The sequence below is a fragment of the Streptomyces spongiae genome (assembly GCF_009377185.1).
Lineage (GTDB): Bacteria > Actinomycetota > Actinomycetes > Streptomycetales > Streptomycetaceae > Streptomyces > Streptomyces spongiae.
The window spans coordinates 1-21,672 of sequence record NZ_VJZC01000119.1 but is presented as its reverse complement, the minus strand read 5'-3'; the positions used below and the strand labels follow the sequence as shown (position 1 = coordinate 21,672).

The following is a 21,672-nucleotide window of genomic DNA, read 5'->3' as shown; positions in this document are numbered from 1 at the left end:
GCCGGCGGCTCTCCACCGCGTTTGCCGCCGCCCCGGCCGCTCGACGACGACAGCCCTCCCCCACTTCCGGCCGCCAGGAGCTGCTGCCCGTTATCTAAGCGCTGCCCTGAGGCTCGGGGTCAGCTCCCAGAGCGGCCGCCGACCGACCCACACCCGACCAGCACGTGAAGGTAGCGATGCGACTCTCGGCTCAGCCACCAAGGCACCACAGGTTCCCCGATCACCCCGCCCAGTCGCCGCTGTCTCAAGCGCGTCGACGGGCAGTGCACCTGGACTTGGCCTACCTCGTACCCAACGCCCTGTGCTTCGGCACCGCGGTCACCCTCATCGCGCTCCCTGGCGATCTGCTCGCCACGCGACTGTTCAGCACCGACATGACCGCGGGCCTGTCGCTGTATCTGCTCCAGGCAGTGGCCCTGCTGGCAACGGCCCGCCGCTTCGACCATCGCAGTGCATGCCTGCTGGACCCGCTGCAGCACGCACCCACCGAGGCGAACGCAACCGCCGTGCCCGTCCAGCAGATCGGAGGGTTCAGATGAATCACAGCAGCACCTTCCTCGCGGCGGCAGCCGATGATCCCTACGCCTTGGTCCTCAGCTCCTTCATGCTCTTCATGGTCCTTGCCCTCTTCGGCTCGGTCTTCGCGGGCCTGCGCGGAGACTCTCCGTCGGAGTTCTACATCGGTGACCGGCAGGGTTCGGCATTGAAGAACGGCCTGGCCTTGGCGGGATGCTATGTCTCCACATCTTTGCTGCTCAGCGTGACCGGTGTGGTGGCAACCGTCGGCTTCGACGGCATCACCGCCGCGACCAGCGTGCTTCTGTCGATGGCTGTCCTCCTTCTGCTGGCACGCCCCCTGCAGCTCAGCGGCTCCCTCACACTCGGCGACCTCTTCTCGCTCCGGGCGCCGGGCACCGCGCCTCGGGTGGCCGCCGCGGTGGCCACCCTCGCGGTCACCGCTCCGTACCTCGTGGCTCAGCTCATGGCCGCCGGAAACGTCACCGCGGCACTCCTCGGGTTTTCCGGCATCGGGGTGCAGCAGATGTGCACCGTGCTCATCGGAGGCCTGGTGGTCACCTGCGGCATGCTCAGCGGCGCCAAGGGGCTCACCGTCATACAGGTAATCGCCGCTGCCGTCACGCTCGCGTCCATGATCTTCGCGTCCCTGGCCGTGCTCCGCCTCTTCCACGGAGATGTCGGCGCCCTGCTCACCGCTGCCGACGCGCACAGCACCCGTCCCGGCCGGTATCTCAGTACCGGTGGCCTCTTCGACGTCGGACCAACACCACGTCTGGACATCGCCGCGGGCCAGGTCATGACCGTCCTCGGCGGCGTCTGCATGCCTCACGTCCTCAGCCGCGTCTCTGCGGCAAGGGACACCGCCACAGCACGCCGCTCCGTCCGGTACGCGACCGGTGTCGTCGCGCTCGTGTGCGTCACCGTGGTCATTCTGGGCATGGGGGCAGCGGCCCGCATCGGTGCTGACACCATTCTCTCCGGACAGTCCCATGCGGACGACTCGCTGATGCTCGTGGCCAGCAGTCTGGATGACGGGCTGGGAAGTGGCACGAGCCGTCTACTTTTCACTGCGCTCGCCTGCGCGATCTTTCTCAGCGTGCTCGCCGTCGTGGGCGCCGCCACGCTTGCAGCGGCCGCCGCCCTGGCCCGGGATACGTACCACCATCTCGTTCAGCGCAGGCAGTCCAACCCCGCGCGTGAACTGATGGTGGCGCGCATAGCCGTCCTGCTCTCCGGCGTCGTCGGCATCCTGCTCGCCGTACTGGCGCAGGGACGCTCCGCCGCTTTCCTGGCTCAGCTCGCCACGGCAGTGGCCGCGTCGACCGTGGCCCCGGTTCTGCTCTACACGTTCTACTGGGACCGCTTCAACCGAACGGGCCTGCTGTGGGCCGTGTACGGCGGAACCATCCTGAGTGGCGGCCTGGCGGTGTTCTCGCCCTCCGCCTCAGGCAGCTCTCAGGCGTTCTTGCCGAACGCCGACTTCGCCTGGTTCGACCACAGCACCCCGGTTCTGGTCTCCGTCCCGGCCGCCTTCCTGCTGGGATGGGCGGGCAGCCTCGTGGGGCACCGTCGAGCCCGCAGACACCAGGCAGAGGACGCATCGGTGACCAGCGCTGTCCTGCTCGTCGGGCGGACGGCCGCCACAGCGGTACCGGCTGGACGCACGGCTGGGCAGCGACCCGAGCGAAGTGGCTGAGCAGGGGCCTGGGTACATCAGTGTCACCCTCTTCGCCACCCATCCGCGGGCCGGCGCACAGTGGCAGGACAGGCGGCGATCAGCCGGAGACACCACTGGATCGCCCATCCGAACGCCCCGCGGGGAGGACGAGGCGGAAGGTACATCCCCTGCCCGGCGCGGTGTCGAGTTCGAGGCGGCCACCGTGGCCTCCGCGACCACGGCGGCGATGGAGAGGCCCAGGCCACTACCACCGTGGGTGCGAGAGCGGGAAGGGTCAGTACGGTAGAAGCGCTCGAAGACGTGCTTGGCGTCCTGGGCCGTGAGCCCGGGCCCTTCGTCCGCCACTTCCACCACGCTGATCGGCGTACCGTTCGGCAAGGGCGGTGACGCGCCAACAACCCCCGGGCGGTCGGATCCGCAGGTGTCCACGCCCACCCGGGTCTCGCCCACCCTGACGTGGACCGCAGTGCCGGCCGGGGTGTGCTCACGGGCGTTGGACAGCAGATTGTCGACGATCTGTCTCAGCCGAGGGGGGTCGCCGACGGCCTCGACCACATCCAGTTCGCCGTTGCCCGCCGGGTCCGACAAGGGGCCCAGATCGACCGGATGGCTCGCCCCGTGCAAGGCGGCGGTCCGCACGGCGTCCGCCGCCAGGGAGAGCAGGTCCACCGGGTTTTTGTCGTACGACGGTTCCCTGTCCAGCTGGGCGAGAAGTTGGAGGTCGTCGACGAGGAGGCCCATCCGCTCCGCGTTCTGGGCGATCAGCTGGTGGGCCTCGTTCTGCTCATGGGCCGACAGACCCTCCCGGCGGAGTGCGAGCTGTGCGTAGCCCTGGATGGCGGTGAGCGGGGTGCGCAGTTCGTGGCCGGCGTCGGCGACGAAACGCCGCATGCACGCCTCCGATGCCTCCCGTTCACGGAGCGCCAACTGCAGCCTCTCCAGCATGGAGTTCAGCACCCGGCCGAGCCGGCCGATCTCGGTGCGCGCATCGATGTCGGGGAGTCGCAGATCCAGTTGCCCCGCTCCGATGCGCTCGGCGGTGTGCTCCATACGAGTCAGTGGGAGCAGGCCCAGTCGTACCACCCAGCGGCCCAGCGCGAGCAGGGCGGCGACGGTGACGACCAGCAACACCGCGTTCAGCCAGAGAATCTTGGACGTGGTGGCGTCGACGGTGTCCAGCGGCAGAGCCACGACGGCGTGCATATCCTCCGGGCCGGAACTCAGCAGAACTCTCCACGGCCGTCGCCGCTGACGGATTCCACCGTTTCTGGACGGCCGCCGTGCAGACCGAGCCGCGCCACCGAATTCCCGATCCGTGGGCCCGGCTTGCCGTCGGCACCGAGCGACATGGCCATCCGCCGACCGGAGACGTCGTAGAAGTAGACACGGAAGTCGGAGGGCAGGGCGCCGGGCCGGTCCCCGGGGTTGTTCTCCTTGAGAGCCTCGAAGTAGGTCGGTCCGGGTGGGTGGAAGTCCGCCAGTTGCTGGTCGACCCGGTCCAACAGCCATGAGCGCAGCACCACGAACCCGATGAGCTGGGAGACGACGACGGCGACCGTCGCCAGCAGTGCCGCACCCAGGATCAGGCGCCGCCGCAGGGACCCGGGGATTCGGGGCAGCAGCCGACTCACTGCTCCGCCGTCCCACCCGGCTCGCGTGGCAGCCGCAGGCAGTAGCCGATGCCGCGCACCGTGTGAATGAGTGGCGGCCCGAGGCGGTCGACCTTCTTGCGCACGTACCTCACGTACGTCTCGACGATCCGGGCATCTCCGGCGAAGTCGTAGCTCACACGTGATCGAGGATCTGAGCCCTGGTCAGGACCCTGCCCGGGTTGGCCAGCAGATAGGCGAGCAGCTTGAACTCGGTCGGTGACAACGGAACGTAGTGCCCGGCGCGGTGCACCTCGTGAGCACTCTCGTCGAGCTCAAGATCGGCGTAACGCAGCACGGTCTCCGCAATGAGCGGTTCCGAACCCTGGACGACCGTGCGGCGCGGGATGGCCTCGATGCGGAGCAGCACTTCGTCGATGTGGAACGGCTTCGTGACACAGTCGTCGCCGCCGGAGCTCAGCCCCTTGATGCGGTCGTCGATGTCGATGCGGGCGGTGAGGAACAACACGGGTACGTCGTTCCCGGCCGCCCGCAATCGTTGTGTGACCTCGAAGCCGTCCAGGTCGGGGAGCATCACGTCGAGCAGCACCAGGTGCGGCTCCCGTCGCTGGATCTCGACGAGGGCGGACTGGCCGGTTTCCGCGGCGCTCACCTCGTATCCGGTGAGCCGGAGGGTGGACTCCAACAGGGTGCGGATGCTGGGTTCGTCCTCGACCACGAGGAGCCTGTAGTGCGCCCTGTCCGCGGGCTGCTCTGTCATCGTGCTGTGCGGTCCGTTCTGTTGCCGGTCACCGAGCGGCGCAGTCGTAGAGCACCGAGGCGCCGAAGGGCGCCGCACTGCCCGACTTCTGCTGAGACGTCTTGCTGCCTCCGTACGCCGACGCCGAGACCTTGGTGCAGTTCTTGGAGATCCACTCCGAGCGGTCAGTGGCGTTCTCCTGCGACATGCCGGGCCTCGTCATCGCTCCACCGCCGGCGTTGTCCGATCCAACGACGTATCGCAGCTCGCCGTTCCCGGTCCATTTCTTCAGCTGGGCGACCGAGGGCGCGTCGTCGGCGCCCATGAAGCCGCCCATGCCGATCACCGTCTCGTCACTGTTCAGGATGAACGCGTTGGTGGCCATGGCGCCGCCTGACACAGCGAGCTTGATCCGGGCCTTCGGTGAATGCTTGACGGCGTAGTTGAGCATCTTGCGCTGGTCGGAGGTGAGTGCCGAGCCGCTGGAACCGCCGAATCCGCCGGACATCGCGCCGGCTCCACCGGGGAAGGCGGGCAGACCGCCGGAGGCCGAGCCTGAGCCACCGGACGCACCGGGCATGCCGCTGGGGAGGCCGCTCGGCATCCCGCCCTGGCCACCACTCGGCAGACCGCCCTGGCCACCACTCGGCAGACCGCCCTGGCCACCACTCGGCAGACCGCCCTGGTCACCACCGGGCATCCCTGACGGCATCCCGGAGGGCATCCCACCCGACGGCTGCCCCGAGCCGGAAGCCCCGCCGGGGAAACCCTCCATATCCGAGGGCATCCCGGAGGGCATTCCCGACGACCCTTGATCCCCGGACGAGCCCTGCCCAGGTATGCCGGACATTCCGAAGGCCGACAGCGAACCCCCCGGGCCCGCTGTCGGGTTGGCGCCGCCCATGAGATTCGACGAGCCCGAAGAAGCCGACACGTTCGCCGCCCACGCCCCCGGTGCCACGAGCATCGACACCACCGCGGCAGCCGCCCCGGCCAGGAGCAGGTTCCCACCGCGCCGGGACAGGAGGAGTGCAATCGCCGCACAGCCGATCAGCAGCACGGGCCAGATCAGCCACCCGTTCCAGTCCGGCGTACGGCGGACGAGAACCATCGCCCAGCCGGCCGTCACCGCCACGGCAGCCGCGCCGACCCAGGGAGCCCACGTCACGCCGGCTCGGTGGACACGGATCAGAGTGGCCAGCATCCCACCGCACAGGGCGGCGACCGCCGGGGCCAACTGGGTGGTGTAGTACGGGTGGAAGATGCCCTTCTGCGTGGAGAACACGGCCACGCACACGATCAGCCAGCTCCCCCACAGCAGCCAACCCGAGGCGGGCAGCACGCCGGACTGGTCCAGTCGCCCGCGGCGGTACAGGACTGTGCACACCACCGCGAGCGCCAGGGCTACGGCGCAGGCCGGCAGCAGCCAGCTGATCTGTCCGCCGACCTGGGTGTTGAACATGCGGCCGAGACCCGACTCACCGCCGAATCCCCCACCCATGCCGGCCATGGACTGCGACGAGCCGTCGCTGGAGCCGAAGACCCGGCCGAGTCCGTTGTAACCAACCACCAGATCCCAGGCCGAGCCGTCCGTGCTGCCGCCGATGTAGGGCCGGTCCCCCGGCCAGAGCGCCACCATCGCGACCCACCACAGTGAGGACACCGCCAGCACGGCACCCGCGGTCAGCAACCTCCACACCCGTGCGGCCCATGCTCCGCCTCCGCCCACGAGCCAGGCGAGGGCGAACGCAGGGACGACCATCCAGGCCGCGAGCATCTTGGCGAGGAACCCGCACCCGATCAGGAACCCACTCGCGCACAGCCACCAGGTCGCCGCCCGGCCCTCGGTCTGCAGGGCACGGGTGAGCGCGTACGCCGCCGACACCAGCAGCAGGACGAGCAGGGTGTCGGGATTGTTGTCCCGGTTGATGGCCACAGTGATGGGAGTGAGGGTGAGCACCGCGGCGGCCAGCAGTGCGGCCTGCTCCCCCGCCCAGCGGCGCACGGTGCGATGCAGCACGAACACCGCGGCCACGCCCTCGATCACCTGCGGAAGGATCAATGCCCACCCGTGCAGCCCGAAGATCTTGCTCGTGATGACCTGGGGCCACAGGGCGGCGGGCGGCTTGTCGATGGTGACGACCCCGGCCGGGTCGTAGGAGCCGAAGAGGAAGTAGGTCCAGCTCTTCCCCATCGACTTCACGGCCGCGGAGTAGTAGCTGTTGCCCCAGCCCAACGAGCCGAGCGCCCAGCCGTACAGCACGGCTGCGACGAGCAGGATCGCGCCGAGAGCGGCCGGCGCCGCCCAGGCGGGCAGGGAGCTAGGAGGAGTTTCCGAGGGACCGTCGGACACCGGCGTGACGGACAGCGTCCGGTGGGACTCGTTCATGGAAAGGAATCAGCTCTCGTCAGAAGTCTCGGTGGCGGGGCTTGGGTCAGGCGGTGGTCTTGCGGCGGAAGACAGCGAGCCGCAGCACGGCGAAGCGGACGGCGGTGACCGCGACGGACGCGGCGGCCAGGACGGCGGTCTCGGCGGCCGCCGAGGCCCCGGGGTCGGTGTGCATGAACCACAGCACCGCTCCGGAGGTGACCAGGTAGCCGAGTACGAACACGGCGGCGGCGACCAGATGGGCCCGCACGGGCCGGGTTTCGGCCTGCCGGAAGGTGAGACGGCGGTTCGCCTCGGTGTTCAGCACCGTCAGGATCAGCAGCGACACCAGGTTGGCGGCAGTGGGCTGCCACCAGCCGCGCAGCAGCCAGTACAGCAGCGCTGCCCGATGGTGGAGGCGATGCCGATCGCGATGAAGCAGCCGACCTCCCACGACAGCACGCCCCGCCCCGTGGGCGGCGCAAGGATGGCGTCCGGGTGCTCGGCGGCCGGTGCGGGGCGGCGGGGCAGTTCGACACGGGCGGCGCCGGACGCCTTGAGCCGCGCCATCCGCCACAGGCCCTTGAGGTCATCGGTGGCCGTGCTCACCACGTCGACCCTGGTGTCGACATCCTCCACCCAGTCGACCGGCACCTCGTGGACGCGCAGCCCGTTGTGCTCGGCGAGCAGCAGGAGTTCGGTGTCGAAGAACCAGGCGTCGTCCCGGGTCACTTTCAGCAGAGAGCGCAGCACCTCCGTACGGGCGGCCTTGAAGCCGCACTGGGCGTCGGTGAAGCGGACGCCGTGGGTGAGCCGGATGATTCCGTTGTAGCAGCGGGAGACGAACTCGCGGCGCGGCCCGCGCACGGTACGCGCACCCAGGGCCAGCCGACTGCCGATCGCGATGTCGGAGTGCCCCGTGGCGAGCGGGGCGACGAGCGGCAGCAGCCCGTCGAGACCGGTGGACAGGTCCACGTCCATGTAGGCCACGATGTCCGCGTCGCTGCACCCCCACACGATGCGCAGGGCGAGGCCCCGGCCTTTGCGTTCCAGGTGCACGGCGTCAACGCCAGGCAGTTCCTCCGCGAGGCTGCGGGCGACGGTGAGCGTGCCGTCTGTGCTGGCGTTGTCGGCGACGGTGATGCGCCAGGGGAACGGAAAGCCCTCGGTCAGCCGTGCGTGCAGGGTACGCAGGCAGCCCGGCAGAGCGCGTTCCTCGTTGTAGACGGGCACGACGATCTCCACGCTCGCCGTCCCGGAGCCGGCGCGGGCGTGCCCGCCAGGGGGTTGGAAGGCGACGGTCCGGCCGGGGCTGTGCGTGAAAGCCGTGCCGTGGGGGTTGGGTGACATGGCTTCCTCAGGCGAGACGGGACATGGGGGGCGGCTGCACAGGGCTGATCGCGAACAGAGCCCGACTCTCACCCACCCAACTGGGAGACCCGGGAGAGGAATGCGAGAACTGACAGAGAGTCAGGTAACGGTGGCCAGATCACAGCGCTACGGCAGGCATGCGCAGCCCGGTCGGCGCCGCCTCTACCCCCCTTGCTGCCATACAGGGTCCGCCGCAGCGCAGGGCACGGCGCCTGACCGCCAGTGGCTGGAATGTTTTGCTGATCATTGCCCTGAGGATGTCGCGGCAGGGCGGCGAACCTCAGCTGAAGGCGGCAGCGGTTCCCGGACCAGGCCATGAGCCGGTCCCCAGTCCTCGGCGGAGCCTTCCGATGCCGGCTTCGTCTTCGCCTGTCCCCGCACCACGCGGCAACGTCGGCCGCCACGCCCAGGAGGGCGGCGCCGCCGTCGCCGCCGCGGCGCTCGCGCTCGGTGCCCAGAGCAGCACTGCGCTGTCCCGGCTGGTGCCGGCGCTTTTGAGCATGGCCGTCGGCGGTCACCTCGCCCAGTTCGAGGGTGAGACCATCAACTGGCATGTCGCCCAGCGTGCCGGTCTGACCGCCGCCGGTGGCGGCCGAGCCGGAGTCGAGTGTGGCTTCCTCCGGCCTTCGCGTCGCCGAGCCGCCCTGCGCCCGATCTGCTCTGGGCGCGGTTCGGCGGGGCAAGCGGCGATCCAGCAACAGCAGAGCGAAGTCGGCGGCATGACGGGCGGGCTCGGAGGCATCGGCACTCCGACGGAGGGCGAGGGCATGAACCGCTCCGTTGCAGTCAGCAACTAGTTCGGAACGGGTCTGCCGCTGTGGCTCATCGGCCTGCTCGTCCTGCTGGGTCTCCTGGCCCGTGTGTGCTACCTGGCAGCGGCCCGCACCCCGGTGCGCACGGCACGCCAGGAACATGACGGCCGGACTCCACTCTGCGGTCCGCCTGTCCGGACTCCCCGGATTCGTACTGGCCGGCGTGTGCGCGTACGGCGGCAGTCGCCTGCACGCGCTGCGCGCCTCACGCCGCGCCCTGGTCGGGCCCCTGTGCTCAGGGCCGGCCGTGTCCGGCGAACCGTAACCCGGTGAATTCCCCGGCAAGCAGGCAGAAACCGCTCCCCCGCAGCCTTGCAGCTCCGCCACTCCGGCCGCACCGGACAGGGACCGCGGTGCTCGGCAGGGACGGTCAGGACTGCGTGAAGCAGCCCGTCGAGCCGTACCGCTTCCGGACTGAAGCGCGTGCCGGACGACATGCCGAACCTTCAGACAGTCCTGCGGGCGAGTCGCTGGGCCGAGTGCGGGCATGCGATGGCCGACGGGGAGCCGTAGCACCCCGCCGACCAGGGGTCACTGATGACTCAGGCGCCGCGCACCGCGGCGTCGAGCTCGGCCGCGTCGGACCAGCTGCCGTGGAAGCCCAGGGGGACCCGGTGGTTGAGCTTGATCCGGGCGATGGGCGTGCCGGTGAAGTCCTGGGCTTCCTGGACGATGACCTCGCTGCGGTCGGTGGTCGGGTCCCACCAGACCGACAGCAGCCAGCCGTCGTCCTCGGCCTGGGCGCCGGGGCGGGGCACGAAGACGGGCTCGCCCGGGGAGGTCAGGACACCGTCGAGTGTCTGGATCGACGTCTCGCCCGTGCGGTAGTCGTGCTTGGCCAGGCCGTCGGTGAACCAGTCGCCGGCTCCGCGTGTCGTCGTGTAGTAGCCGTACTGGTGGGACAACCCGGTTCGCTGATCGTTGATCCGGGGGAACTCTCCCTGGATATCGGTGACCTCAATGTCCCCGCTCTTCCCCGTGGCGAGGTCGAGTTCCCAGCGCCAGGGGGTGGTGATGATCTCCTTGAACCACCAGTTCCAGTCCCCACCGGGCGGCGGTGACTCCAGGTCCTTGAGGGTGGGACCGAACTGGCCGACGCGGTGCCCGTCGACGATGATCTTCGTGCCGTCCTGGTAGGCATTGAGGAAGTGTGACGTGGAGAAGGCGTCGGAGGCTTCTACCCACGTCACCTCGCCTGTCCTGCGATGCAGGACGGCCCAGCGGCATGTGTCCAGCTTCTCCGGCTCCCAGACCGTCGAAGGCTGACCGTTGAGGATGCGCTCGAAGCGTGCCGTCGCCGGGCTGACCAGCCAGATCGCGTAATCGGTGGTGACGGCGTAGTCATGCGTGAGGGCGGGGAACCCCAGGTCGACCGAGTGACGGTCGAGGATGTTCCCGTCGCAGTCGGCTCGGTACCACGTGATCGCGCCGTCCATGTTGCCGAAGGTGAGGAAGTCGCCGTTCGTCGGATCGACCTTGTGGTGCGCGGTCAGGGGACCGACGAGTCCGCCGCGGAAGTTGTACTGCTCGCTGACCGTCTCCAGGGTGTCCGGTCGCAACTCGCGCGGAGGGTAGCCCTCACAGAAGGCCAGCAGACGGCTGCCGTACAGCTGCACGTGCGTGTTGGCGGGGTTGTTCGGGAACTTGCCGGGCGGCAGGGGGGTGTCCCTGCCGTTCATGAAACCGCCGTAGATCGCCCGGCCCAGCTCCATCTCTTCCTTCAGGCCCGCGGTCTGCACGTAGCGGTTGCGGTAGGTCGCCCGGCCGTCACGCAGGAAGATGGCGTGGACCATGCCGTCGCCGTCGAACCAGTGGTACCTGCTCGGATTCTGCGGGCGGTGGAGCGGGCTGGGGCCGACCCGGAACAGGGCACCGCTCAGCCCGTCGGGGAGCCGGCCCTCGATCTCCAGGTCGAAGGCCTCGCCCTCCTCGCGCCAGGGTGCGTACGGCCCGTTGAGAAACATGTTGCTGGGGTCCCACATGGACGCCTCCTCCTTGCCATGTACCTGAACGTGTCCTGATAGTCAGGAATTAAATCTGCATTCTTAGGACACTATGGGGACCGTATAGCCGCACCAAGAAGAGGTCAAGTCGGACTTGAGTGCAGTCCGGACGCCAGGCGCAGTCAACCTGCCTGCAGGAAAAGGCGTCCCGGGCCACTCTGCTTGCCAGGCGGGCCTCCTTTCCCATACGGTCCCATGTGACAGGACTAGCGTCCTAACTTATGGAGTTCATATGTCTGAAGCCGCTGTCAGCCCTGCTTCCCCACTCACCGGCGGGACCCCGTCCCCGCCCAACCCGTTCGCCGGCCTGCGTGACGTCGTCTCCGTCAAGGACAAATTGACGCAGGAGTATCACGACGCAGTCGTCGAGAAGGTCTTCCGTCCGTCCTGGTTCCTGGTCGGAAACGTCAACGACCTTCCCAAGCCGGGGAGTTACTACGTCCTGGACGTGCCCACCTTCAACATCTCGGTGCTGGTCCAGCGGGGCCGGGACGGGGAGGTGCGTGCGTTCCACAACGTGTGCCGCCACCGCGGCAAGAAGGTGATCCCCACGGACTGCGGTTTCGCCGAGGGGACGTCGTCCGCGCACACCTGCTGGCTCCACGGCTGGTCGTACACCGGCGACGGGAAGCTGCGCTCGGTGCCGGACGAGAAGCAGTTCCGCTCCGTCGACAAGTCCCGCCTCGGGCTGGTGCCGATCCGCGTCGAGGTCCGGTCCGGCCTCATCTACGCCAACTTCAGCGACAACCCCGAGCCGCTCGACGACTGGCTGGGGGAGCTCGCCGAGGGATTCGACGGCTACTACAGCGAGATGGAGAAGGTCAGCTGCTGGTCCATCGACGTCCGGGCCAACTGGAACATCGCCATGGACGCCTTCTCGGAGGGGTACCACACCGTCTTCCTGCATCGGCGCACCCAGCCGAAGCTGGCCGGCAAGAGCAACCCGATGCGGCACAAGCCCGTGGTCGACATGTACGACCGCCACATCCGCTCCAGCAACCCCTCCAACCCCGACTACGTCAGCCCGCCCGTCGAGGGTGCCCTGTACGGCCTCGGGTACAAGCAGACACCGGCGGTCGAGACCGACTTCTCCATGCTGCCGCCGGCGGTGAACCGCACCCGCTACCACCCCTGGTTCTTCGACATCGTGTGGCAGTTCCCCAACGTGGCCGTCCTCAACGGCTCGCACTGGTACAGCACCGTCACCGTCTGGCCGATCGACCGCAACCACTCCCGCGTCGTCTTCGACGTCTATGGCCGCAAGGCCCGGCACGCCGGCGACCGCCTGGCCCAGGCGTACAGCCGGGCCCTGCAGTACACGGTGTCCCGGGAGGACCTGGCCGCCATGGAGGACGTGCAGCGCGGCCTCGAGTCGGGTGCCATCAGCGATCTGTACCTCTCCCTGCAGGAGTTCGCGCTCCAGCACCGCTACGGACTCGTCGACGAACTGATCGGAGCCAAGTGATGGAGCTCTCCGCAGAAGCCGGACTTCCCGAAGGATTTGCCGACCTGGAGCGCTTCCTGGAGCGGTGGCGCCTGCGCGACGCACAGGAGCGGATGGAGGCGATGGTCGCCGCCGACATCGAGGAGCTGCGTGACCTGTGCGCCACCATGCTCCCCCGTATCGAAGCGGTGGTGAACCATCTGAACGCCTTCCCCCTCGACGACATGCCCCCGCGGGAGCAGGCCCTCTTCGAGCTCGCCCTGACCTTCGCCGAGGTCACTCACCCGGTCGACCTCGGATGGGCCACACCAGAGGTCAGCGACCTGTATCCGCTGGACGGGATGAACCTGGTCGGGCCCGCACGCGCCTGGTGATCCGGATGAACCATCGACCTCGTACAGAGATGGATCGCTCCATGACTGACCCCTTCGCCAAGCTGACACACGTCGGCCCCGGCAGTCCGACCGGAGAGTTCTTCCGCCAGTTCTGGCTGCCGATAGCCCGGTCCTCCGAGTTCGAGGCCGATGGTGCCCCGATCCGCCTGATGGCGCTGGGCGAGCGCCTCGTCGGCTTCCGCGACAGCGGCGGCCGGATGGGCATCTTCGACCACCGCTGTCCGCACCGCTGCGCCTCCCTGTTCTTCGGCCGCAACGAGAACGGCGGGCTGCGCTGCTCCTACCACGGCTGGATGTTCGACGTGGAGGGCCGCGTCACCGACATTCCGAGCAGTGCGGGAGGACGCGTGCCCACACGTGTGCGCGCCAAGGCCTACTCGGTGCGGGAACGCAACGGCCTCGTCTGGATCTACATGGGGTCGCGCGAGACGCCGCCGCCGCTGCCCGTGATCGGCGTGGTCGCCGACGACGAGGAGCTGGAGATCCAGATGTGGCTGCGCGAGTGCAACTGGCTCCAGGGCATGGAGGGGGACATCGACGCGGCCCATCTCGCGTTCCTCCACCACGGCGGCCATGACCCCGAGGACGTCGGCGAGCACTTCGTCCTCAAGTGGGTCACCAGTGGCAGGGCCGTGGAGACCAAGGTCGTCAACACGGCCGGGGGCACCATGGAGGGCCACCGCAGGCCGGAGAGCTTCGCCCCCGACTACTGGCACTACACCCAGCAGCTGCTGCCGTCCTGGACCATCCCCGGCCAGAACCCCTTCGAGGTCGAAGAGCCCGTCGTGCGGTTCTGGCTGCCGATGGACGACACCCACTCCATGATCTTCCAGCTCAGCCGGCCTCGAGCGCTGGTGGACGGCAGGTCGGCGTTCCACGCCGGCGTCGCGGAGCTGCCGGGCGTCAAGGTCCGCATGGCAGACCTGCTCCAGCCCAACAACGACCAGGACTGGTACGGCAGATGGCGGCTCACTCCCTCCGAGGAGAACAACTACTTCCTCGATCGGGACGCCCAGGCGAAGGGCAACTACACCGGAGTGCAAGGCATCCAGATCCAGGACAAGATGATCACTGAAAGCATGGGACCAGTCGTGGACCGAACCCACGAGCACCTGTCCGCCTCGGACCTGATGGTAAGCCGGACACGGCGGCGCCTCCTGAAGGCCGTCGACGCGTACGCAACAACCGGGGACCTCCCGGCCACCCTGGACGACACCGAGCTCACCCGCGGCCTCATGGCCGGCGGCGGTCATGTCCCCGAGGGCACCGACTGGTTGCAGTACTACCGGGACGTGGCAGAGGCGGCGGGCGCCGATCCGAGGATCCTGGAGAGCGATCTCGTCGAGGCGACCGAGGGGGTAGGGGCATGACCGCGAAACAGTATCCCGTCCTTCCCTTCGCCGCCCGCGAACTGCGCTGGCAGCGCACGCGTGACTTCATGCGGGACAAGGACCTCGACTGTCTGCTCGTCTTCGGGCTCAAGGGCCGCGAACGGTACGAGGGTTACCTCGCCAACGAGGTCCTCGACGGCGTCGTCGTCTTCTTCGCCGAACGCGACCCCGTTCACCTCACCTGGACCCACCACCGCTACACCCGCCGCCTGGCCGCGAACATGCGGGACGTGCGCTTCTGGATCGACGATGTACGCGTCGGTCCGTTCGGCCGCGGGGTGGTCCAGGCACTCACCGAAGAGGGACTGACGTCCAGTCGTATCGGTGTGGTCGGCATGACCGGGAGCTCGGCGGGGGAAATGGAGGGCCTCATCACCCACATGATGTGGGACTACGTCCTCAACAACCTGCCCGAGGCCGAATTCGAGGACATGTCCCTCGACTTCGCCCAGACGATGCTGCCCAAGACGCCGCAGGAACTGGAACTGGTCCGCTTCGCCGCCCAGGCGGCCGAGGAAGCCTGCCAGACCATGCTGGAGATGATCCGGCCCGGCGTGCGCGAGGCCGAGATCTACGCGGCAGCCGTGCAGGTCCTCCACCGCAACTCGTGCACCACCACCTACCCCCACGTCATCATGAGTGTCGGCGCGGACGACCCGGGTTGGGCGCCGCCCTACTGGACCTACGCCGGCGGCGCCTCCCGCACAGTCCAGCCCGGCGACCTGGTCCAGGCCGAGATCATGTCCTGCTACGGCGGATTCGAGACACAGGTCCAGATGTCCGTCGCGGTCGAGCCGGTACCGAAGGTGCTGCACACGCTCCACGACGTCGCCCGTGACTGCTACGACGCCGGGCTCCGGGCCCTGCGTCCGGGAGCGGCCTTCCTCGACGTCGCCCGGGCCATGAGCGAGCCCCTCCTGAAGGCCGGCCACTACAACATGACCCCCCTGGTGCACAGTCTCACTCCCGCGGCCTTCGCCGGGCACATCGCGCTGAACGCCGAACAGATCCCCGGCCAGGACAGCCGCCGGGTCTTCCGTACCGTCGAGCCGATCTCCGACCTGGAACTCGTCCCCGGCATGGCGTTCGCTTTCGAACCCAACGCCTGTACCGGACAGCACCGCGTCAACATCGGCGGCACCGTCGTCGTGGGCGAGAACGGACCGGACGAGCTCAACAGCGTTCCCTGCCGCATGCACGTCGTGTCCTGACGGAACTCCGACCCCGTTCCGCCCGCGGTACTCGCTGATCTCACCGCCCCGTTCCTCACCTTCCTGACGGCTCCGGCCGCCCCTCACTCCAGGAGACACCGTGTCCGAGCACAACCACCCGATGACAGTGGGCGGCAAGGACGTCCACACTGTCGATACCTTCGGGGTGCACAACCCCGCCACCGGCCGGGTGTTCGCCCAGGCGCCCGACTGCTCACCGGCTCAGCTGGACGACGCGGTGCAAGCCGCCGCCGACGCCTTCCCGCTCTGGCGCGACGACATGGACGCTCGCCGCAGCGCGCTGCTGGCCGCGGCCGCACGCATCGAGGAGAGCGCCGAGGAGCTCGCCACCTTGCTCACACTGGAGCAGGGCAAGCCTCTCGCCGACGCCCAATTCGAGGTGATGGTGACCGCGATGACCTTGCGGGGCACTGCCGCCCTCGACGTGCCCCGGGAGGTGATCCGGGACGACGACGAGGAGCGGATCGAGGTGCTGCACCAGCCCATGGGCGTGGTCGCGGCGATCACCCCGTGGAATGTCCCACTGATCCAGGCCGCGATGAAGTTCGCGCCGGCCCTGCTGGCGGGTAACACCGTGGTACTGAAACCGTCTCCTTTCACGCCGCTCTCCTCGCTCGCACTCGGAGTCGTTCTGCGTGACGTGCTGCCGCCGGGCGTGCTGAACGTCATCAGCGGCCGGGACCCGCTGGGTGCACAGCTCGCCGAACACTCCCTGGTCCGCAAGGTGACGTTCACGGGTTCGGTCGCCACCGGAAAGCACGTGGCGGCGTCGGCTGCGCCCGACCTCAAGCGCATCACCCTGGAGCTGGGCGGCAACGACGCGGGCATCCTCCTCGACGACGTCGACCTCGACGCCATGGCCGACAAGTTGTTCTGGGGCGCGTTCGTCAACTGCGGGCAGATCTGCATGGCGCTGAAACGTCTCTACGTACCACGCGCCCGGTACACCGAGGTGGTCGACGCCCTGGCGGACCGGGCACGGTCGGTCCAAGTGGGTGACGGCATGCTCCCCGGCGTCCAGATGGGCCCGCTTGCCACCACGCCGCAGTTCGCCAGGGTCCAGGAGCTGGTGTCGGACGCGCTGGCCGGCGGTGCCACCGCGGCCGCCGGAGGCCGGCGCCTGGACGGTGACGGCTACTTCTTCGCGCCGACCATCCTGAGGGATCTCGAGGACGGCGTGCGCGTCGTCGACGAGGAACAGTTCGGGCCCGTTCTGCCGGTGATCCCGTACGACGACGTCGAAGAGGCGGTGGCCCGGGCCAACAGTACGCACTTCGGGCTCGACGGCTCGGTGTGGAGCGCGGACCCGGAGCGGGCCGCAGCGGTGGCGGCCCGGCTGGAATGCGGGACCTCCTGGGTCAACACGCACGGCATGCCGGCACCGGGCGTGTCTTTCAGCGGGCACAAGTGGAGTGGCCTCGGCGTGGCCGGCGGACTGGCCGGCCTGCTGTCCTATACCGAGACGAAGGTGCTGCACATCGTGCGCGGTTGATGAGCACCGGCGTCCGCGTGCTTGCTCGATGAGCAGCCGGCGTCTGTCCATCCCCTCGAAGTGTGGAGCCCTTCCTATGCGGCCAGTCCCACGGTGGGTCCGGCCCAGTACTCGTTCCCGTAGTCGATCCGGCTCTTGAACCCGCACATGCTTGTAGGTGGCGAGTGGTGTAGACAGCCGCTTCCGAAAACCGCCTGACGCCCGGGCGGAACACAGGGCCTCAAGCGGCCGACCGCCCGTCACCGAAGGAGTCTTCCCATGTCCACCACGCCTTCCTCCGCCACCCCTGCACCGGCGCGCTCCATACGCTCCGCGCCCAGCCGGGCCGCCGCCGCGGGATGGCTGATCGCGGGCACCGTGGCCGCGATCATCGCCGACGCGCTGATCGCCCTGGTCTCCCGGGCGGCCGGAGCCTCCGACGACTTCGAGCCCCTCCAGCCCGGGCCATACGTCACCTTCACTGTCCTGGGCGTCATCATCGGCGCAGTCGGATGGGCGGTGATCCGCCGGTGGTCGGCCCGGCCGCGCGCCGTGCTGTCCTGGCTGGTCCCCGCCGTCGTGGTCATCTCCTTCGTCCCCGACCTGCTGATGCTCGTCAGCGACTACATTCCGCACGCCGACGCCGCCGGGATCATCGGACTGGTGCTCATGCACGTCGCGGTCGCCGCGGTGGCCGTCGCCGCCTACCACCGCGCCCTGCCCCTGAACGACACGCCCCGAAGCTGACTCACAGCCGCCCATCCATCACCCCGCACACCACTTGACCTCTTCAGGGTGCGGCCATACGGTCCACCATAGTCCCAATTAACAGAATAATGTCCTGCTTACCAGGACGTTCATTGGTGGGGCGCGAAGGTCCCCGGCGGCGCGCTCTGCTCTTGCAGCAACCCGCATGATTCGACGCCGTCGAATCATGGCCGGCGCGCTCCCGGCGTTCGGCAGAAAACATCCGACCGCGAGATCCCCGCAACCGCGGCCCCGGTTCCATCCCGGGCGCTGGTCCCTTCCTTCCGTTCCCCATCTGGAGGCCGGCATGCCGTCCGACACCGTCACACCCCCTGTTGGCCGCAGTCTGGTTCCACTCGGACTGTTTCTCCTGGCCGCACAGAGTTACCAGCTCGTCGCGTTCCCCAACTTCCTCGATTCCCTGCAGACCGAGCCCGGCTGGCACCTGTCACCGAGCGCTGCGGGACTGATCGGGAGCACGGCTTTTCTGGGCGTTCTGGCAGGCGTCCACGCCGCAGTGGCGCTGGCCCGGCGCCTCGGGCTCCGGCAGGCGACGCTCGCCGCACTCCTGTGGCTCACGCTCTGGTCCGGGGCTTGCGCACTCGCAACCGCCCCTTGGCAACTGGGACTTCTCAGCATGCTCGCCGGAATCGGCACAGGCGTCGCGTTTCCACTGACCCTGAGTCTCGTCAAGGACTCCGCCACCAGGATCGGGGCCGCGCGCCAAAACGCCGCCCCCAAAGGCAGGCGCGCCCGCGCGGACGCGGCCACCCGCGCCAGGCGTTCACTCGCACTGGTTCCGCTAGGAATACCCATCGCGGGATTCGTCGCCCAGAACACGGCGGGCGCGCTGCCGGTCGAGAACGCGTGGCGCCTGATCACGGCCATGGGAGCGGGCCTGGGAATCATCGCCGTTGCCCTGTGCCTGTGGCTACTGCCGCGCGGCACCGACGTGTCCGTCCTGGCCCCTGACCAGGACGGACACCGCGAGCCGGGCCGGCGGGTCATCGTGTGGACGGGCGCCCTCGTGATCGGAGCGAACCTGATCGCCTGGTCAGGCCTGACGGGACTCGCCTCCGTCGACCTGCGCTTCAACGCCGCGCTGAGCGCTGGCGCGGTTGTGGCGATCTTCGTCGTGGCGTGCACGGCGATCCATCGGAACGGGACGTCCACCTCCCGCTCGGAGACCGCCCGGGCCACCATGGCTTTCATCCTGCTCTATCCGCCGGTCACGGTGCTGACCGCGGCTGTGGTGCTGAGCCTCCTCGCAGGCCAGCCCCTCTCCTTCGTCATGCCGCTGATCGGTGTGTGGATCGCCGACGGCTACCTTCGGTCGCTGACGCTCTGTGCGGCACCGCGTGTGCTCGAACTCCGTTCCCACCCCGCCCTTCAGGAGCGCGTCGGCACCCTCGCGGACGCCGGGCACATCACCCCGCTGCCACCGCCGTTTCACCCGGGCCCGGCATGTGACGGAGAGTTCACGACACCACCCCGCCCGAACCTGCCGTAGTCGATGGAGATGCCCCCCGCCGTGCCGCGCGGCCGGAGCGAGACCCGCCTTGTGTGTTCAGCCCACGAGATCCGGCGGCACTGCGGACGCCCGACAGGATTCCGCCCAACGACCGACCTGTACGACTCTGTCCTGGCCGACCGCCGCCGAAGGCCGGTGTCGCGCGTACCTGCCGCAGCACGCCTCGACGGCCGTCCACTGACCGCGCGGGAACCCGGCGCTCATCTCGATCTGTCGCTGGCCAACGACCTGGCAGATTCGAGTGTGTCGACACGACCCCGCGGCCCGGAGCACGGTTATGGGCGGGCCGATGTCCCGCCATTGTCTTCGGCCCGGACGGCACGCCCGGGCCGCTGCATAGTCTGAAGCGGTCGGCGTCACATCCATCCTCCCCATGCCCGAAGCTGTCTCCTCGGCACCGTGCATCCTGCTCTACGGCAGGTGCTCCGCTTCGGTCGGCCTGTGAGTGCGCGAGTCGGTCCCCCGGGGCGGGTGCACAGCCCCGATACCGGACGCGGGCACACTACGCACATGCAGCTCCCCACCGAAGCCGTAGCCACCGCTGTGTTGCTGGAGGTCACAAGGATCTCCGGACTCCCGACAAAGCGCGGAGCCCCGTATCCCGGCAGGGCAGGCGCCCACTGGATCGGGAGCGAGGCGGCCGGTGTCCTGGCCTTGATCGAGAGTTTGCCCGGCGGCGAGCAGCACCGCTGCGGCTTCTCGCCGGGCTGGAGCATCCGGGCGTACGCGGACACTCTCGACCTGGCGCTGTTCGAGGCGGCGTTCTGCTTCAGCTGCCACGAAGTCCGCATGCATGGAACTGCCGTGCCACCCGCACTGGCCACGCACTTCTTCGACGCGGGTGCCCCACAGGCGCACACCCTCCTGGCCCTCTTGCGCGAGGCAGCACCGTAGCCGGTCGGCCCCGGTCACTCGACAGGTCGCTCATCCGGTTCAGAGACGAGAACGTGCCGATCGTCGTACAACGAAAAGGCCGAGCCCGTCAACCAGCAATGCCCGGTACGCGAGACACCATTGTCCCGTGCGGCAGTCGCATACTGGGCGAGTGACACCTGACGCCACACACAAGGAAGCCGCCGCACAGGACGGTGGCGAAGCCGGAATCAAGATCATCGGGCGGGCTGTCGCGGTGCTCCGCGCCCTCGCCGGCGAGCGGGAGGGACTAAGCCTCTCCCAGCTCGCTGAACGCACCGGCCTCCCGCGCTCGACGATTCACCGGCTGGTCTCCGCACTGGAGGTCGAGGGCGTGCTGGTCGCAGCCTCTGCTACGGGGCGCGTCCGCATCGGTCCCGAATTGGTGCGATGGGCCGAGGCCGGCCGACCAGAGATTCGCGCCCTGTTCCGGCCGGCGATGGAGCACCTTGCCCAGACCCTGGAGGAAACGGTCGACCTCGCGGTCCTGGAATCCGGCCGACTGAGAATCACCGATTCGATACAGGGGCAGCACACCTTGCGTGCCGTATCGGTGGTGGGCACCAGCTTGCCACTGCACTGCACCGCCAACGGCAAAGCCGTCCTGGCGAAGTTGAGCGATGCCGAGATCGCGCGCCTGCTCCCGGCACGACTGACTCGGCTCACCCCCTCCACGATCACGCGACGGGCCGCCCTTGCGGAGGAACTCACGCAGGTTCGGCGGACAGGCATGGCCTTCGATCTGGAGGAGAGCACTCCCGGCGTGTGTGCCATCGCCATCGCCGTCCAGGACACCTACGGCACACTGGCGGCGCTCTCCGTGCCGATCCCCGCCATTCGCTTTCATGACCGCGAGCAAGACATCGTCGACGCACTCAACACGGCACGGGAGCAGGTCTCGTCGGTGCCGTCCGACACGCTGCCCGAATCCGACACATACGACGCACCGCCTCCCTCGTGACTGCGAACAGCGCCTACCGACCCAGCAGTGCCCAGCCGTCACAGCGATCCGCGCCTGGGTGAACTCGCAGGCTCCCGCGGCTCGCCGAGGTCGAGCGACCGCACATTCGACGACGCGGGTGCGTGGGCGTCCGGACGGCCCGGGTGGTCCAGGGCCACGGAAAGCCGACAGCCAGTCAGTTTCGGCGGAGGCATGACCGAGCAGCGCACCGTCGCCACCTCCGCCGCATTTGACCGATAGCGCCGAGGTCCAAGCCCAGGGCGGAGACCGAGACCGAGCCACAGGTCAGCGCAGAACTGATCAGCTCTGATTCGGCCCCGCCGACAGTTGGGTCGGCGAGCTCAGCCGGCTTCGTCGCCCCACTTAAGCGTCACCAAGCTGAAGAGCACGATGCCGACGAGCAGGTTCTTCCTCATCATGCTCGCAATCCCAGTGATGCAGCCAGGTGCAACGGTAAGCCATTTCACCCGGGGACCGGTCCCCGGGTG

Annotated in this window: 17 protein-coding genes and 2 pseudogenes; 13 read left to right on the top strand and 6 right to left on the bottom strand. The window is 68.7% G+C overall.

Features of this window, described 5'->3' with window-relative positions:
• The first annotated feature begins 263 nt into the window (after positions 1-263).
• Both FNH08_RS18590 and FNH08_RS18585 read left to right on the top strand, forming a co-directional pair.
• Complete coding sequence (locus FNH08_RS18590; RefSeq protein ID WP_152772613.1) at positions 264-539, top strand: hypothetical protein; 276 nt, start codon at positions 264-266, stop codon at positions 537-539.
• Positions 536-2,215, top strand: a complete 1,680-nt coding sequence (locus FNH08_RS18585) for a sodium:solute symporter family transporter (RefSeq protein ID WP_152772612.1) — start codon at positions 536-538, stop codon at positions 2,213-2,215. Before FNH08_RS18590 ends, FNH08_RS18585 begins: the two co-directional genes overlap by 4 nt.
• Before the next feature lie 79 nt (positions 2,216-2,294).
• Here FNH08_RS18585 and FNH08_RS54000 read toward each other — a convergent pair.
• From FNH08_RS54000 to FNH08_RS18565, 5 genes and pseudogenes are all read right to left on the bottom strand, one after another.
• Positions 2,295-3,828: pseudogene (locus tag FNH08_RS54000) on the bottom strand (sensor histidine kinase).
• Positions 3,825-4,567 (bottom strand): annotated as a pseudogene (locus FNH08_RS18575) (response regulator transcription factor). Before FNH08_RS18575 ends, FNH08_RS54000 begins: the two co-directional pseudogenes overlap by 4 nt.
• Before the next feature lie 28 nt (positions 4,568-4,595).
• A complete protein-coding gene (locus FNH08_RS18570; protein WP_152772611.1) occupies positions 4,596-6,935 on the bottom strand; it encodes an ArnT family glycosyltransferase in 2,340 nt (779 codons plus the stop codon).
• A gap of 46 nt (positions 6,936-6,981) precedes the next feature.
• On the bottom strand, positions 6,982-7,263 hold the full coding sequence (locus tag FNH08_RS52035) for a GtrA family protein (RefSeq protein WP_322724790.1): 282 nt from the start codon (positions 7,261-7,263) through the stop codon (positions 6,982-6,984).
• Complete coding sequence (locus FNH08_RS18565) at positions 7,251-8,264, bottom strand: dolichyl-phosphate beta-glucosyltransferase (RefSeq protein ID WP_228034208.1); 1,014 nt, start codon at positions 8,262-8,264, stop codon at positions 7,251-7,253. The genes FNH08_RS52035 and FNH08_RS18565 overlap by 13 nt, the downstream gene beginning before the upstream one ends.
• A 371-nt stretch (positions 8,265-8,635) precedes the next feature.
• On the opposite strand from FNH08_RS18565, the gene FNH08_RS18560 reads away from it, so the two are divergent.
• Positions 8,636-9,082: a hypothetical protein gene (locus tag FNH08_RS18560; RefSeq protein ID WP_152772610.1), complete on the top strand. Its 447-nt coding sequence runs from the start codon at positions 8,636-8,638 to the stop codon at positions 9,080-9,082.
• A gap of 115 nt (positions 9,083-9,197) precedes the next feature.
• Positions 9,198-9,362: a hypothetical protein gene (locus FNH08_RS50800; RefSeq protein WP_194238526.1), complete on the top strand. Its 165-nt coding sequence runs from the start codon at positions 9,198-9,200 to the stop codon at positions 9,360-9,362.
• 277 nt (positions 9,363-9,639) lie between these two features.
• Here FNH08_RS50800 and FNH08_RS18555 read toward each other — a convergent pair whose 3' ends face one another.
• Entirely contained in the window at positions 9,640-11,079 is a 1,440-nt protein-coding gene (locus FNH08_RS18555) for a carotenoid oxygenase family protein (RefSeq protein ID WP_152772609.1), read from the bottom strand.
• 253 nt (positions 11,080-11,332) lie between these two features.
• Between FNH08_RS18555 and FNH08_RS18550 the strand changes: the two genes are divergently transcribed.
• From FNH08_RS18550 to FNH08_RS18510, 9 genes are all read left to right on the top strand, one after another.
• Positions 11,333-12,565: an aromatic ring-hydroxylating oxygenase subunit alpha gene (locus FNH08_RS18550; protein ID WP_152772608.1), complete on the top strand. Its 1,233-nt coding sequence runs from the start codon at positions 11,333-11,335 to the stop codon at positions 12,563-12,565.
• Positions 12,565-12,918 carry a hypothetical protein gene (locus FNH08_RS18545; RefSeq protein ID WP_152772607.1) on the top strand — a complete coding sequence of 118 codons (354 nt, stop codon included), beginning with the start codon at positions 12,565-12,567 and terminating at the stop codon, positions 12,916-12,918. The genes FNH08_RS18550 and FNH08_RS18545 overlap by 1 nt, the downstream gene beginning before the upstream one ends.
• Positions 12,919-12,959: 41 nt before the next feature.
• Complete coding sequence (locus FNH08_RS18540; protein ID WP_194238525.1) at positions 12,960-14,309, top strand: Rieske 2Fe-2S domain-containing protein; 1,350 nt, start codon at positions 12,960-12,962, stop codon at positions 14,307-14,309.
• Complete coding sequence (locus FNH08_RS18535) at positions 14,306-15,541, top strand: M24 family metallopeptidase (RefSeq protein WP_152772605.1); 1,236 nt, start codon at positions 14,306-14,308, stop codon at positions 15,539-15,541. Before FNH08_RS18540 ends, FNH08_RS18535 begins: the two co-directional genes overlap by 4 nt.
• A 100-nt stretch (positions 15,542-15,641) precedes the next feature.
• On the top strand, positions 15,642-17,054 hold the full coding sequence (locus FNH08_RS18530) for an aldehyde dehydrogenase family protein (RefSeq protein WP_322724787.1): 1,413 nt from the start codon (positions 15,642-15,644) through the stop codon (positions 17,052-17,054).
• Positions 17,055-17,312: 258 nt separating this feature from the next.
• On the top strand, positions 17,313-17,780 hold the full coding sequence (locus FNH08_RS18525; protein WP_228034207.1) for a DUF6069 family protein: 468 nt from the start codon (positions 17,313-17,315) through the stop codon (positions 17,778-17,780).
• Positions 17,781-18,087: 307 nt separating this feature from the next.
• Complete coding sequence (locus tag FNH08_RS18520; RefSeq protein ID WP_152772604.1) at positions 18,088-19,290, top strand: MFS transporter; 1,203 nt, start codon at positions 18,088-18,090, stop codon at positions 19,288-19,290.
• A 531-nt stretch (positions 19,291-19,821) separates the two neighbouring features.
• Positions 19,822-20,205 carry a hypothetical protein gene (locus FNH08_RS18515; protein ID WP_152772603.1) on the top strand — a complete coding sequence of 128 codons (384 nt, stop codon included), beginning with the start codon at positions 19,822-19,824 and terminating at the stop codon, positions 20,203-20,205.
• A 151-nt stretch (positions 20,206-20,356) separates the two neighbouring features.
• Positions 20,357-21,184: an IclR family transcriptional regulator gene (locus FNH08_RS18510; protein ID WP_194238524.1), complete on the top strand. Its 828-nt coding sequence runs from the start codon at positions 20,357-20,359 to the stop codon at positions 21,182-21,184.
• Positions 21,185-21,672 lie beyond the last annotated feature (488 nt).

Excerpts from the sequence above, each read along its gene's own strand:
- FNH08_RS18585 (WP_152772612.1), top strand. The coding sequence starts at position 536 with ATGAATCACAGCAGCACCTTCCTCGCGGCGGCAGCCGATGATCCCTAC.
- FNH08_RS18570 (WP_152772611.1), bottom strand. The coding sequence starts at position 6,935 with ATGAACGAGTCCCACCGGACGCTGTCCGTCACGCCGGTGTCCGACGGT.
- FNH08_RS18565 (WP_228034208.1), bottom strand. The coding sequence starts at position 8,264 with ATGTCACCCAACCCCCACGGCACGGCTTTCACGCACAGCCCCGGCCGG.
- FNH08_RS18560 (WP_152772610.1), top strand. The coding sequence starts at position 8,636 with ATGCCGGCTTCGTCTTCGCCTGTCCCCGCACCACGCGGCAACGTCGGC.
- FNH08_RS50800 (WP_194238526.1), top strand. The coding sequence starts at position 9,198 with ATGACGGCCGGACTCCACTCTGCGGTCCGCCTGTCCGGACTCCCCGGA.
- FNH08_RS18555 (WP_152772609.1), bottom strand. The coding sequence starts at position 11,079 with ATGTGGGACCCCAGCAACATGTTTCTCAACGGGCCGTACGCACCCTGG.
- FNH08_RS18550 (WP_152772608.1), top strand. The coding sequence starts at position 11,333 with ATGTCTGAAGCCGCTGTCAGCCCTGCTTCCCCACTCACCGGCGGGACC.
- FNH08_RS18545 (WP_152772607.1), top strand. The coding sequence starts at position 12,565 with ATGGAGCTCTCCGCAGAAGCCGGACTTCCCGAAGGATTTGCCGACCTG.
- FNH08_RS18540 (WP_194238525.1), top strand. The coding sequence starts at position 12,960 with ATGACTGACCCCTTCGCCAAGCTGACACACGTCGGCCCCGGCAGTCCG.
- FNH08_RS18535 (WP_152772605.1), top strand. The coding sequence starts at position 14,306 with ATGACCGCGAAACAGTATCCCGTCCTTCCCTTCGCCGCCCGCGAACTG.
- FNH08_RS18525 (WP_228034207.1), top strand. The coding sequence starts at position 17,313 with ATGTCCACCACGCCTTCCTCCGCCACCCCTGCACCGGCGCGCTCCATA.
- FNH08_RS18520 (WP_152772604.1), top strand. The coding sequence starts at position 18,088 with ATGCCGTCCGACACCGTCACACCCCCTGTTGGCCGCAGTCTGGTTCCA.
- FNH08_RS18515 (WP_152772603.1), top strand. The coding sequence starts at position 19,822 with ATGCAGCTCCCCACCGAAGCCGTAGCCACCGCTGTGTTGCTGGAGGTC.